At 70.2% G+C, this 12,906-nt stretch carries 13 protein-coding genes; 7 read left to right on the top strand and 6 right to left on the bottom strand.

Features of this window, described 5'->3' with window-relative positions; all coding sequences use genetic code 11:
* Window positions 1-296 precede the first annotated feature (296 nt).
* The 3 genes from ACIQD6_RS03730 to ACIQD6_RS03720 all read left to right on the top strand — a co-directional run bounded on the left by ACIQD6_RS03730 (window position 297) and on the right by ACIQD6_RS03720 (window position 2,857).
* Window positions 297-1,262, top strand: a complete 966-nt coding sequence (locus tag ACIQD6_RS03730; RefSeq protein ID WP_401877591.1) for a sugar kinase — start codon at window positions 297-299, stop codon at window positions 1,260-1,262.
* Between the two features lie 70 nt (window positions 1,263-1,332).
* Window positions 1,333-1,974 carry a bifunctional 4-hydroxy-2-oxoglutarate aldolase/2-dehydro-3-deoxy-phosphogluconate aldolase gene (locus tag ACIQD6_RS03725; RefSeq protein ID WP_401877590.1) on the top strand — a complete coding sequence of 214 codons (642 nt, stop codon included), beginning with the start codon at window positions 1,333-1,335 and terminating at the stop codon, window positions 1,972-1,974.
* A 319-nt stretch (window positions 1,975-2,293) separates the two neighbouring features.
* On the top strand, window positions 2,294-2,857 hold the full coding sequence (locus ACIQD6_RS03720) for an adenine phosphoribosyltransferase (RefSeq protein ID WP_401877589.1): 564 nt from the start codon (window positions 2,294-2,296) through the stop codon (window positions 2,855-2,857).
* A gap of 77 nt (window positions 2,858-2,934) precedes the next feature.
* Here ACIQD6_RS03720 and ACIQD6_RS03715 read toward each other — a convergent pair whose 3' ends face one another.
* The gene (locus ACIQD6_RS03715; protein WP_401877587.1) at window positions 2,935-3,333 is read right to left on the bottom strand and encodes a RidA family protein; all 399 of its coding nucleotides are present in this window, start codon (window positions 3,331-3,333) and stop codon (window positions 2,935-2,937) included.
* 206 nt (window positions 3,334-3,539) lie between these two features.
* On the opposite strand from ACIQD6_RS03715, the gene ACIQD6_RS03710 reads away from it, so the two are divergent.
* Window positions 3,540-4,886 (top strand): diacylglycerol/lipid kinase family protein, encoded by a 1,347-nt coding sequence (locus ACIQD6_RS03710; RefSeq protein ID WP_401877585.1) that lies wholly within the window; start codon window positions 3,540-3,542, stop codon window positions 4,884-4,886.
* Between the two features lie 53 nt (window positions 4,887-4,939).
* Here the strand turns inward: ACIQD6_RS03710 and ACIQD6_RS03705 are convergent, their stop codons facing one another.
* Window positions 4,940-5,926, bottom strand: a complete 987-nt coding sequence (locus ACIQD6_RS03705; RefSeq protein ID WP_401877583.1) for a LysR family transcriptional regulator — start codon at window positions 5,924-5,926, stop codon at window positions 4,940-4,942.
* A gap of 191 nt (window positions 5,927-6,117) precedes the next feature.
* On the opposite strand from ACIQD6_RS03705, the gene snpA reads away from it, so the two are divergent.
* Window positions 6,118-6,780, top strand: a complete 663-nt coding sequence (gene snpA / locus ACIQD6_RS03700; protein ID WP_401877581.1) for a snapalysin — start codon at window positions 6,118-6,120, stop codon at window positions 6,778-6,780.
* Between the two features lie 140 nt (window positions 6,781-6,920).
* The gene (locus ACIQD6_RS03695) at window positions 6,921-7,691 is read left to right on the top strand and encodes a hypothetical protein (protein WP_401877580.1); all 771 of its coding nucleotides are present in this window, start codon (window positions 6,921-6,923) and stop codon (window positions 7,689-7,691) included.
* An 80-nt stretch (window positions 7,692-7,771) separates the two neighbouring features.
* Here ACIQD6_RS03695 and ACIQD6_RS03690 read toward each other — a convergent pair whose 3' ends face one another.
* The 4 genes from ACIQD6_RS03690 to ACIQD6_RS03675 all read right to left on the bottom strand — a co-directional run bounded on the left by ACIQD6_RS03690 (window position 7,772) and on the right by ACIQD6_RS03675 (window position 12,054).
* Window positions 7,772-8,224 carry a DUF6304 family protein gene (locus ACIQD6_RS03690; protein ID WP_401877578.1) on the bottom strand — a complete coding sequence of 151 codons (453 nt, stop codon included), beginning with the start codon at window positions 8,222-8,224 and terminating at the stop codon, window positions 7,772-7,774.
* Window positions 8,225-8,270: 46 nt separating this feature from the next.
* The gene (locus ACIQD6_RS03685; RefSeq protein ID WP_401877576.1) at window positions 8,271-8,852 is read right to left on the bottom strand and encodes a dihydrofolate reductase family protein; all 582 of its coding nucleotides are present in this window, start codon (window positions 8,850-8,852) and stop codon (window positions 8,271-8,273) included.
* Between the two features lie 481 nt (window positions 8,853-9,333).
* Window positions 9,334-10,452, bottom strand: coding sequence for a family 2 encapsulin nanocompartment cargo protein polyprenyl transferase (locus ACIQD6_RS03680; RefSeq protein WP_401877575.1), 1,119 nt, complete (start codon window positions 10,450-10,452; stop codon window positions 9,334-9,336).
* A gap of 195 nt (window positions 10,453-10,647) precedes the next feature.
* Window positions 10,648-12,054, bottom strand: a complete 1,407-nt coding sequence (locus tag ACIQD6_RS03675) for a family 2B encapsulin nanocompartment shell protein (protein ID WP_401877573.1) — start codon at window positions 12,052-12,054, stop codon at window positions 10,648-10,650.
* Window positions 12,055-12,314: 260 nt separating this feature from the next.
* Here ACIQD6_RS03675 and ACIQD6_RS03670 point away from each other — a divergent pair, with 260 nt between their 5' ends.
* Window positions 12,315-12,905, top strand: a complete 591-nt coding sequence (locus tag ACIQD6_RS03670) for an N-acetylmuramoyl-L-alanine amidase (RefSeq protein ID WP_401877571.1) — start codon at window positions 12,315-12,317, stop codon at window positions 12,903-12,905.
* Window position 12,906 lies beyond the last annotated feature (1 nt).

Raw genomic sequence — 12,906 nt, 5'->3', positions numbered from 1 at the left:
GGCTCCCGCCCCAAACGAGTGACGACAGTTGGCTGTTGGGCATGCTCAGCAGACTGCCCGGCATGCCGGGCGCCATCGCAACTGATCACAACCCGGGCGGCACCGTAGAGCACCGCACCATGCTCTCCGACCTGGAGAAGACATGCATGACGGGGTGAAGCAGGCGCGGGATGATGCTGAGGTGAGCCGAGGCGCGGAAGGACACGCTGGCGCCCGTGTGCGCCGTGAGGCGATCAAGTCCGGTGCCAGTGACGGCGGCGCCCCGATCGGCGGCGCATACGCGGAGGGTGGAAGACGTGCCGGATCACGAAGTCCTGTGCCTCGGGGAGGCCATGGTCCTGGTGGCGCCCTGGCCGGGGCAGCTGCTCGCCACGGCCCGCGACGTGGCCCTCTCGGTCGCGGGTGCCGAGTCGAACGTCGCGCGGTACCTCGCCGATCTGGGCCACCGGGTGGCATGGGCGAGCCGTGTGGGCAGCGATCCGCTCGGTGACAGGGTGCTCACGGCGGTCGCCCGGCCCGGGGTGGACGTGCGCCATGTCGAGCGGGATCCGTCCGCTCCTACGGGCGTCTACTTCAAGGACCCCTCCGGCGAGGACGGGACCCGCGTGCACTACTACCGGACAGGGTCCGCGGCGTCCTGGCTGACCCCCGCGTACCTGGACACGCTCCCGATCGCCGCGGCGCGGCTGGTGCACCTGTCCGGCATCACCGCCGCGCTGTCGGCCGGCTGCGCCCGTACCGCTACGGCCCTGTTCGACCGTGCGCGCGAGGCCGGGGTCCTCCGCTCGTTCGACGTCAACTACCGTCCGGCGCTCTGGAGTACCGAAGATGCCGCCGCGCCGCTGCTCGCCCTGGCCCGGCAGGCCGACGTCGTGTTCGTCGGGCTCGACGAGGCGGCACAGGTCTGGGGCACCACGACCGCTGAGGACGTACGCGACCTGATCGGTCCTTCGGTGAGCGTGGTGGTGAAGAACGCGGAGATCGGCGCGGTGCTGTTCGAAGCGGGTACGGACACGGGCGCGGACCCGGGCACGTTCGTCCCCGCCGAGCCGGTCGACGTGGTCGAGCCGGTCGGGGCGGGAGACGCGTTCGCGGCGGGCTACCTGTCGGCGTGGCTACGGGACGAAACCCCGGCCGAGAGGCTGCGTCTGGGACACCGCGTCGCCGCGTTCGCGCTCAGCTCCGTCGAGGACCATGTCGATGCCACATCCCTGCGCCGCCAGGCCCTCGACCCGGAAGAAACGGACGGAACGGCCCGGTGAGCCCGTACGCACATCCGCCGGCCGTCGGGCACCCCGCACAGACCTTCTCTCGCACACTCGGGTGGACCCGATGAACCGAATGAACACCGCGTCCGGACAGCTGTTCAAGGACGCGTTCGACGCGCTCCCGCTCATGGCGATCCTGCGCGGCTTCGACGTCGTACGCACGGTGGAGGTGAGCCGACGGGCGTGGGACGTCGGCATCCGGCTCGTCGAGGTGCCCGTACAGAGCGAGACCGCGGTGGCCGCGCTGCGCGCCGCGGTCGAGGCCGGCGAGGAGCGCGGAGCCGTGGTGGGCGCCGGCACGGTGACCACCGTGGAGCGGGTCGAGCGAGCGGTGGAGGCGGGCGCGGGGTTCACCGTGGCTCCCGGCTTCTCGCGCGAAGTCGCCGAGGCGTCACTCGCGGCGGGCCTGCCGCACCTGCCGGGCGTCGCGACCGCGTCGGAGATCCAGCAGGCCGAGGCCCTCGGGTTCAGCTGGCTCAAAGCGTTCCCCGCGGCCGACCTCGGGCCGGGCTGGATCGCCTCGATGCACGGTCCGTTCCCACAGGCGCACTTCGTCGCGACCGGCGGCATGAATCTCGCCAACACCATGGAATTCCTCGGCGCCGGGGCCGCGGCGGTGTCCCTCGGGTCGGCACTGGCGGACCCCGCCCAGTTCGCACAGCTGCCCGAGCTCATCGAGGCCATCGCGGGGAGGGCGGATCGATGAAGATCGTGGCGCTGGAGACCCGCCGCGAACGGACCGTCCTATACGAATTCTCGCTCATGTCAATAGCGTCGGCGGTCTGGTCTTCGTGAGGAACCGGAGTAACTTCCTTGAGAAGTAACGGGTGTCCCACTGAGCCCCTGTATTCCCGTGCGTTTCAGGGGCCCCTGAGATTTCCCGCCCGTACGCCGTTTTCCGCCTCCCTTCCGGCCACCGCACCTCCGCATCCGGCCACCACCTAGGGCCACCGCACAAGGCCACCGCACAAGGCCATCGCGTGGGGCCCCGCCGGAGGGGAGCGTTCCCTCACCAGGAGTCCGTGATGACCACGACGAACCCCGTTTTCGAGGAAGCCACGCTCGATCTGCTGCGTAAGCGGATCCAGGAAGTACCCGAATATCCCATCCCCGGTGTGCTGTTCAGGGACATCACCCCGCTCCTGGGCGACCCCGTCGCCTTCGGTGCGCTGACCGACATCTTCGCGTCGCTGTGCGACCGGTACGAGGCGACCACGGTGGTCGGCATCGAGGCCCGGGGGTTCATCCTCGGCGCCGCCGCCGCGGCGAGGGCCGGCGTCGGCTTCGTACCGGCTCGCAAAGCGGGCAAGCTGCCCGGCGCCGTCCGCTCCCGTACCTATCAACTGGCCTACGGAACCGACACGGTGGAGCTCAAGGAGGACGCGCTCTGCACGAGTGACCGTGTGCTCGTCATCGACGACGTGCTGGCCAGTGGCGGCTCCGCGGAGGCGGTGCTCGACCTTATACGGCCCTCGGGTGCCACCGTGGTCGGCCTGGCCGTGCTCATCGAATTACGGTTCCTGAAGGGCCGCGAGAGGCTCGCCCCGGCGCTGGGCGGCGCCCCGCTGACCACGCTGCTCCCCATGTGACGGGCCCTATGTGACGGCCGGATGTGACGGCCCTATGTGACGGCCGGATGTGATGGTGGATGTGACGGGCCGGACGCTCACGGGACCTCCGCCACCGCGGTGATCTCGACGAGCTGGCCCGTGTACCCGAGGCACGAGACACCCAACAGCGTGGAGGTGTGCGGGCCGAGGGTGAGGCCACCCGCGCGGACCACCTCCCAGACGCGGCTGAGATCCGCCGGATCCGGCGTGGTCACGTACACCGCTGTGCTGACGACGTGCGTCAACCCGCAGCCGATGGCGGCCAGCGCGGTCTCCAGATTCACCAGGACCTGTTCGGTCTGGGCGACGAAGTCGCCGGGTCCCACGAGCTTGCCGTCCTCGTCGAGAGGTACGGCCCCGGCCAGGAAGGCCAGGCGCCGGTCCGTCTCGACTATGGCCGTATGCGCGTAGTCGGGTGGCGGAAACAGACCGGGCACGGTCATACGGTGAGCCATCTCATCGCTCCTTCAGCTGTCTGTCCTTGAGTACGGCCGCGGAGCCCCGCGCGCTCAGCCGTACAACGTACACATCCGTACGTCTCGGTCCGCGACGCCGATGGCCGCGGGGCGGCCGGCGGCCCTACCATGTCGGGCTGTTGGGTGTGTGATCACGTGGGCCGACCGCGGGGGCCACCTGGGCTGCGTGATCGGCGGGAGAAGCCGTGGTTGTGGATTTCGGTGAGCGGGCCCACGCGGCGCAACGCTGGTCGGCGCGGGTGTCGTTGGCTTCCGCCGCTCTGGCCGTGCTGCTGCCGCTGGTGTTCGCGGGGACCGGCAGTCTGATCCTGGTCGCCGCGGGACTGGCCGGGATGGCCGTCGCGGCAGCCGCCGTCTGGTGGGTGCTGACGCGGCGGGGGGCCGCCCGGGTGGCGGCGGCGGTACTGGCCGTGGCGGCACCGGTCTGCGTGATCGGATTCTTCGACGCAGCGAATCTGCTGTGGCTGGTGCTGGTCTGCTGCGGGCTGTGGGCGGTGGCCGTCTGGAGCGGCCGGGCCGCGCTCAGCAGCACCGGCGCGCGTCCGGCCGGGATGACGGAGCATCACGTACCGCCGCCCCAACGCCCCTTCCTCATCATGAATCCCCGGTCCGGGGGCGGAAAGGTGGCGAGGTTCGGTCTCCGGGAGAAGGCGGAACGGCTCGGCGCGAAGGTCGTGCTGCTCGACCCGGACCACCGGCAGGACGTCGCCGAACTGGCCCGTACGGCCGTGGCCGAGGGTGCCGACCTGCTGGGCGTCGCCGGCGGAGACGGGACACAGGCCCTTGTCGCGGCCGTCGCCGCGGAGTCCGGAACTCCCTTCCTGGTGATCTCCTCGGGCACCCGCAATCACTTCGCGATGGACCTCGGCCTCGACCGGGAGGACCCTTCGACCTGCCTGGACGCGCTCACCGACGGTGTCGAACTCCATGTCGACCTCGGTTTCGCCGGTGAACACCCCTTCGTGAACAACGCCTCTTTCGGCGCGTACGCCGCCGTAGTGCAGAGCCCCTCCTACCGCGACGACAAGGTGCGCACCACCCTGGATCTGCTGCCCGATCTGCTGACGCGCCAGCAGGGGCCCCATCTCGTCGCGGACACCGGGGAGACCACGATCACCGGGCCCCAGGCCCTGCTGGTGAGCAACAACCCGTACCGCACGGAGGATCCGGCCGGGCTCGGCCGACGCGAACGACTGGACTTCGGCGTACTCGGCGTCCTGGGCGTCAAGGTCGACAGCGCGGCCGAGGCCGCCGGGCTGCTGCGGGGCCCGCAGGCAGCCGGGCTCACGGTCCTGACTACCCGTCAGGTAATCGTGGACGCCGACCAGGGAGAGATCGAGGTCGGTGTCGATGGAGAGGCAATGGTTCTTCCCACCCCCGTACGCTGTCGCATCGAGCCCGGGGCCCTTCGGGTACGGGTCCCCCGCGACCGGCCCGGCATCCCGGCGGTGAAGCCGCCCCTGGAGTGGCGGCGGCTGCGCAAACTGGCCGCGACGGTGGGCCGCACCGCGGTGAGCCGCCACGGGCACTGAGTGGATTCGGGGGCCGACCTGTTCACCTGGGCCGCTTACGCCGCTTACGCCGCTTACGCCGCCGGAGCGTGCAGCAGCGGGCTCTTGTTGCGGGTCAGCCACTGCCGGTAGCCGACCGCCCGCAGCGCCGCCTCCCGGTACGCCTCCGTCAGGTCCGCGAACACACCGGCCTCGATGAGCCCCCCGCTCGTCGGCTCGTCCCCGGTGCCCCCGCCCATCCGCGAGAACAACAGCAGCCGCACGGCCAGCGGGTCGTCCCGCAGCGGCCTGATCGCTATGTCGTCGCGCGGCCCCGAGGTGGGCTGGCACGGGGCCACCGCCTCTCCGACCGCGATCAGGGAGGCCGCCGTCTGGTAATCGCCGTGCAGCACCGACGGGTTGAGCCCCGCCGCACCCAGTACGCGGCGCAGCGCGTCCCATTCACCGTCCACCGTGGGGTCGACCATCCAGCGGTCCTCGGCGAGGTCCGCGAGTTCCACGACCGGGTGCGCGGCGGCCGGGTGGTCCGGCGACATGCAGATGAACTGCGGTTCCCTGTCGACCAGTACGCGTCTCTCCAGCCCGTCCGGGACGGTCAGCGGGCAGCCCTCCACCTCGTGCACGAAGGCCACATCGAGCCGGCCCGAGGCGACCGCCCGCAGCAACGCGTTGGCGGAGGCGTCCATATGGAGCGAGATGTCCGTACCGGGCAGCCGGCGTCTCAGCCGCCGCAGCCAGCCCACCAGGGCCCGGCTCGCGGTGGAGCCGATCCGTAGCCTCGGACCGTCGGCCCCGTCGGCCGCCGACCGCGCCTCGGCGACCAGCGCGGCCAGTTCGGAGACGAGCGGACGGGCCCGGCTCACCACCGAGAGGCCCAGCGGGGTGGGCCGACAGCCGGTGCGTTCACGGGAGAAGAGCTCCGCGCCCAGGGAGTTCTCGATGCGCCGCAGCTGGGTCGTCAGGGACGGCTGGCTCATCCCCAGCTGCCTGGCCGCTTTGTGCAGACTGCCCGTATCGGCGATGGCGCACAGGGCACGCAGGTGCCTCACCTCCAGCTCCATGCCCAGAGAGTAGAGCCGCCTCTTGAGCCGCACCAGATCCCCAAAACGCAGTAATTGGCCCCTCATTCGTAGAAAATCGGCCAAGTGATGCGTTGGTGCTATCGGCTTTTGGCATCATCCGCGCAGAGGTGAACTCCCCGAGACTCTCCGGTATCCCCATCCGTTCAACCGGACGAGCAGGAGCCCCCCACATGAGACACCCCAAGACCGCCGTCTCCGCCATCTTCGGATTCGGCCTGGCGTTCGCGACCGCGTTCAGTGTCGCCCCGGCTTCCGCCACCACGACCGCTGCCCCCACCAGCGCCGACGCCACCTCCTCGTACGCCGCCTACAACGGCTCGAAGGCGGAGGCCGCCGCGAACAAGGCGTTCTTCGACGCCGTCCTGAAGTCGGTCGCCGAGAAGCGCGCCGCGAACCCGGGCGTGCAGGCCGTCACCGTGGTCTACAACGCCTCGGCCGCTCCCACGTTCGCCGGCCAGATAGCCAGCAGCACCTCCATCTGGAACAGCGCCGTCTCCAATGTGAAGCTCCAGTCGGGCAGCAACGCCGACTTCACCTACCGCGAGGGCAATGACTCCCGCGGCTCGTACGCGAGCACCGACGGCCACGGTTCGGGCTACATCTTCCTGGACTACGCGCAGAACCAGCGGTACAACTCGACCCGCGTCACCGCGCACGAGACCGGGCACGTGCTCGGCCTCCCGGACCACTACACCGGTCCGTGCAGCGAGCTGATGTCCGGCGGCGGCCCCGGCACCTCCTGCCAGAACGCCCAGCCGAACTCGGCGGAGCGCGCCCGCGTGAACACCCTGTGGGCGAACGGCCTCGCGGCCGCCCTGGCCAAGCTTTCCTGACCTCCCGGGACCTGACCTCCGAGGATCCGGCTCCGGGGATCCGAGTCCGGGGTCAGGTCACGTCAGACGCTCGACAGGGGCGCCCCGAAAACGCACCACGGGGGCGCCCCTTCCCTTGTCCCCCTTGGTAACGTCTCTCGGTGGACTTCAGTACGGACCCCGGCGCATCGCCCCGCCGCGCTCTCTGTCGCACCATCGAGGGCGACTTCGAAACACATATGACGGTACGGGCCGACCACCGCCCGGACACGGTCGTGTCGCTCCGCGACTGGGCCGTCGTCCACGGCCTCGCATTCACCGCTACCGTCCTGGACCGCGGCCGGACGCCCTCCCGCCCGACGCTCACGCTGTACGGCACAGGCAGCCTCGAAGAACAGTTACGCGCCGCCGAGCAGTGCGCCGCGCGCCTCGCGGAGGCCGGGTTCACCGTCGTACGGACCAAGATCGAGGCGGCGCCGTGGAACGAGGGCGTACCGCAGACCGACGCGGAGGCCGCGACGTTCCCCGCGCACTGCCACTTCGAGCACCGCCTCAAGCTGCGGCTGCCGATCCCGTACGACACGAAACGGCTGGCCGCCGTCGCCGAACGGCACTCCGCGCATGTCTCACGTACCGCGCGCCACATCCTGCCCGGCGGCGTCCAGGAGCGTTACGTGACCCAACTCGCCCGGGGCGTCGGCCGCCCGGTGGCGCGCGCCCGGGTGGACGCGCTGCTGGACGGCCTGATCGCGGCGGGCTACCGGCCGGTCGACCTCAGGGAGGAGTTCGTCCTCCACGACGACAATCCGACCGTGGACAACGGCTGGACGGAGGAGTCCGTGCAGCGGCCGGAGGACCGACAGGACGAGGCAAAGCCGGACGGATCACGGTCGGACGGGGCACGGTCGGACGGATCGCAGCCGGACAAGTGACCCTCGGTGTCCGGGCGCCCGGCAGGGCACAACCGGACCGGAGGGATCGCCAGCATGGTCCGGTCTCCCGGCAGAGCTCCTCAGGAAGCCTCCACCAGCTGCTTCCCGCCCAGTTCCGTACCGGCCGGCAGCTGGCGCCGGATACGCCCCAGCGCCTCCTCGAAACCGCCCCCGGCGATGCCCGACGCGTAGGCCGCCCCGCCGAAGTGCAGCGTCAGGCTCAGCTCGGCCCGCCCGACCGGCCCTTCGGACTCCCGCTCACCGAGCGCCAGCAGGCAGCTGAGCGTGGCCTGTTCGGCCGTACCGTCCGCGTTGACGGGCAGCGGGATGTCCCACTCCATGACGCAGGCCGCCAGAGCCTCGCCCGCCTCCACCGCCGCCAGGGTGGCGAAATCCGCCCCTCGGTACTCAACTCCCCTTATTTGGGTACGCACTTGCTGCCCACCCGCGGTGAGGGTGATCGCTTCGGCCCCCCGGCCGTCCCGGTACCAACCCGCCCATGTATCCGTCGACTCCGCCGACTCCGCTGTCATGGCGCGGACTGTAGCGGTACGAGATCTTCCGCCGCAGCAGGGGTCACTACTTGCGGCCGTACGTGGTGACGATCACGCCATTCCCGAAGGCCTGCACGGAGCCCAGCACGAACTCGTCGATATGGAAGTCCGCCGCGAACATGGGCATTCCCGAGCGGAGGACCGACGGGTAGGTCTTGATGATCAGCTCATCGACCTCACCGGCCAACTGCCCGGCCAGATCGGCGCCGCCGCAGAGATAGATCCCCAACTCACCCTCCTCCGCCTTGAGTTCCCGGACCTTCCGCACCACATCGCCGGAGACGATCTCGACCGCGGGATCCGGACTCTCCTTGATGCTCCGCGACACGACGTACTGCCGCAGGTGCGCGTACGGGCTGGGGACACCGGCCTCCAGGGCGATGTCGTAGCTGACCCTGCCCTGGATGATCGTGTCGAAGTGACGGTTCTCCAGATGGTCGATACCGAAGGACCGACGACCGTGGGTCGGCATGGTCTCCGGGTACTCCGCCTTCAGGAACGCGAAGAACTCATCGTCCACGTACCGCAGGAAGGACGTCCCGTCCCCGGTGGGATCTCCGATGAATCCGTCGATCGACGCGGCCATGTAGTAAGTGAGCTTGCGCAAGCGGACCTCCGGGGCACTGAACGACAGGAAACGGACGGAACGGCCGGGTGCACCCATGGGGGGGGCTTGACCACTCCAACCACAGTGCTCCAGCCGTAGTGGTTATGCAAGTGACTTCCACGCTGTCTGCCCGACGACTCCACGCTGCCTGCCCTCATCCTTCGGTCGCACCTCTCCGTAAATCGAACTGCGGAGCCGAGTCCACCCTGGATTCCGTTCCCACGCGGCCGCCGGGTCCCGGTGAAGGCGGCGGTCGTCCCGGCCACCATCGGGGCCACGATCCGGGGCGACGCCCTGTCGGCCGACGCCCCGAGCCGGGCCGGCGGCCGGGAGGTTGCCTGGTTCTCTTTCTGCTAGGTGCCGCCGGCCCTGTGGGGGTCGTTGCCGGCCGTACTGACCGTCGCGTACTGGAATCGCCGTCGTGCGGCCGGGAACGTGCCTGCGGTTGCCTGAGTGCCGGAAGACGATCGTGCCCCGCCGCTCAGCGGTTTCGGCGCGTGACGAACTCCGCGAGCGCCAGCAGATCGTCGCCGGCGGAGAGATCGGGGACCGCCCGGGACAGCTGGTGGACCGCCCTGGACATCCGGTCGGCCGCCTCGAACTGTGCCCAGTCGCGCCCGCCCGCCCGTTCGACCGCGTCGGCCGCCCGCCGGACCGCCGCGTCGTCCATCGGGCTCCGGTACAGCTCGGCCAGCTCCTCGGCGGCCGGGGTGCCGGACGCCAGGGCCGCCACCACCGGCAGGGACTTCTTGTGGGCGGCCAGATCGGCGCCGGCCGGTTTGCCCGTGCGGTCGGGGTCTCCCCAGATCCCGATCAGATCGTCGATGAGCTGGAACGCCAGCCCCGCCTCCCGGCCGAAGGCGTCCAGTGCGGCGACCTGTTCCTCCTCCGCGCCCGCGTACAGCGCCCCGAGCGCGCACGACGCACCGAGCAGGGCACCTGTCTTGGACATGGCCATGGCGACACACTCGTCCAACGAGACCTCGTGCGGACCACGTTGCTCGAAGGCGCAGTCCGCCTGCTGTCCCGCGCACAGTTCTATGACACAGGTCGCCAGCCGGGCCGAGGCGGCGGCCGACGCCGGATGCGGGTCCTCCGCGAAGAGCCTCAGCGCGAGGGCCATCATCGCGTCGCCCGCGATGATGGCGTCCGGGGTGCCGAAGACCGTCCAGGCGGTGGCGCGGTGCCGTCGGGTCGGGTCCTCGTCGATCACATCGTCGTGGAGCAGCGTGAAGTTGTGGGCGAGCTCGACCGCGACAGCGGCCCGTACGGCCGACTGGCGCGGGCCTGCCCCGGCGGACTGCCGTCCTGCTGCCGCGTGTTGCTGATCCCGGGTCGGCTCCCCGGCCGGATCCCAGGCCAGAGCCCGCTCCGCCGCGAGGACCAGCGCGGGCCTGATCGCCTTGCCCGCCGGCCCGGCAGCCTGGGTACCGTCCGCGTGCTCCCAGCCGAAGTGGTACATCGCGACCCGCCGCACGGAACCGGGCAACGACTCGACGGCGGAGCGTAATTCGGGATGGACGGCGGTGCGGGTGCGCTCCAGGAGAGCCACGGCCTCATGCCCCTCGGCGGCGGCATCCGTGCTGCTGGTCACGGTCATGGTCACTTCCTCCGGCGTCTTCTCACATCCTGTCGCGGCCTCCGGCCGAGTGAGTCCGAGACCGGCCCGGAGCCCGGGGATCGCCCGGACACCGGGCCCGGAGCCCGGCCCCCGTCCCCGGGCGGGCCGACCGACCCGGCCATCACGCCCGTACGGTCGCGCGGTCGGTCGGCCGGCCCGCCCGGGTCGGTCACCTCAGCTCCAACGCCCCACTTCGACGTTCTCCAGGACACCGAGGGCGTCCGGCACGAGGACGGCCGCCGAGTAGTAGGCCGTGACCAGGTACGAGATGATCGCCTGGTCGTCGATGCCCATGAAGCGGACCGACAGGCTCGGCTCGATCTCGTCCGGGATGCCGCTCTGCTGAAGCCCGACGACTCCCTGCTCGGTCTCGCCCGTACGCATACAGATGATCGAGGTCGTCCGCGCGTCGGAGATCGGGATCTTGTTGCACGGGAAGATCGGAACCCCGCGCCAGGCGGGCACATGGTGGCCCGAGACCTCCACGCTGTCCGGGTACAGCCCCCGCTTGTTGCACTCGCGCCCGAAGGCGGCGATCGCACGCGGATGCGCCAGGAAGAGCTTCGAGCCTCGGCGGCGCGAGAGCAGCTCGTCCATGTCGTCCGGGGTGGGGCCGCCCTCGTGGGGCTGGAGCCGCTGTCCGTAGTCGCAGTTGCTCAGCAGACCGAACTCGCGGTTGTTGATCAGCTCGTGCTCCTGGCGCTCACGCAGCGCCTCGACCGTGAGCCGCAACTGCTGCTCGGTCTGGTTCATGGGCTGGTTGTAGAGGTCCGCGACCCTGCTGTGCACCTTCAGCACGGTCTGCGCGACGCTCAGTTCGTACTCGCGCGGCGCCCCCTCGTAGTCCACGAACGTGTGGGGCACGACCGCCTCGCCGACATGGCCGGCGGACAGATCGATCGCGGCCTCGCCGTACTTGTTGGTCCGCTGATGCGGTACGGACGCCAGCGCGTCCAGATGGCCGCGCAGCGACTCCGCACGTTCCGCGAGGTTCTGTACGTCGTTCCGTGTCAGCACCAGCACGGTGCACGCCGTCGCCGCGCGCGCCGTGAAGTCCCAGGTGGCCTCCCCGTCCACCAGGGCCTGTTCTCCGAAGTACGCGCCGTCCGCGAGGACTCCGAGGATCGCGTCGTCCCCGTAGGGGCCCGTACCCACCTTCTCGACCCTGCCGTGCGCCAGCAGGAAGACCTGGTCCGCCGAGTCGCCGGAAGCGGCGAGGACCTGGCCCGCCGTGAACTCCCGCTGCTCACAACGGCGTGCCAGCTCGGCCAGCACCTCTTCGTCACCGTACTCACGCAGCGCGGGCAACTCGCCCAGCTCCGCGGGGATGACCGACACCCGGTCCCCGGTCTGCACGAACGTCACGCGGCCGTCGCCGACCGCGTAAGTGAGCCGGCGGTTCACCCGGTACGTACCGCCCTGTACCTGAACCCACGGAAGCATCCGCAGCAGCCAGCGGGAGGTTATCTCCTGCATCTGCGGTACGGACTTGGTGGTGGTCGCCAGGTTCCGCGCGGCGGCCGTTCCCAGACTCTGCTGGGGTGGCGGCTGACCTTCGCGGACCTCGTTACCGACCGACATGAATTCTCCCCTTCGATCATGTGCTGACCTGCGAGGGGAAACACTTCCAGCACGTCACGAGAGTCCGCCATTACACAAACGAGTGGGACTGGATCGCGTTCTACTGGGTACGACACGCGAAATTCCCCCCGATGGCCCCTCGTGACGGCACACTGTCCAGGTCGGCCCGCGTCGCGTCGCCGAGCCCCGCAGCCGATCCCCACCGCCGATACCCACCGCCAATTCCCCACGCACAGGTCACGAGCAGTTAGGAGCCGGTCATGGCCCCGCCCATGTCCGCCAGCAGTTTCCTCGACGCACTGAAGGACGAAGGTCTGACGGTCGTTCAGGTCGGTGACTGGCGCACCCACAACCGGAACGACAAAGGCGCCTGGGGCCCGGTCAACGGCGTGATGATCCATCACACCGTCACCAAGGGCACCGATGCCACCGTCCGCCTCTGCCGGGACGGCCACGAGTCCCTGCCCGGCCCGCTGTGCCACGGCGTCATCGCCAAGGACGGAAAGGTCCATCTCGTCGGCTACGGACGGGCCAATCACGCCGGGCTCGGCGACGACGAGGTCCTGCGGGCCGTGATCGCCGAGAAGGGCCTTCCGCGGGACAACGAGGCCAACACCGACGGGAACCGGCACTTCTACGGCTTCGAGTGCGAGAACCTCGGCGACGGCAAAGACCCGTGGCCCGAGGTCCAGTTGGAGGCCATCGAGAAGGCCGCGGCGGCGATCTGCCGCTACCACGGCTGGGGCGCCCGGTCGGTGATCGGCCACCTGGAGTGGCAGCCGGGCAAGGTCGACCCCCGGGGTTTCTCGATGACGGAGATGCGCGAACGCGTCCACGACCGTCTGAAGTGAC

Origin of the sequence: Streptomyces sp. NPDC088400 (genome assembly GCF_044753355.1) — a bacterium.
GTDB lineage: Bacteria > Actinomycetota > Actinomycetes > Streptomycetales > Streptomycetaceae > Streptomyces.
Note: the sequence above shows the minus strand (reverse complement) of the source record. Positions and strands in the feature narration are given on the sequence as shown.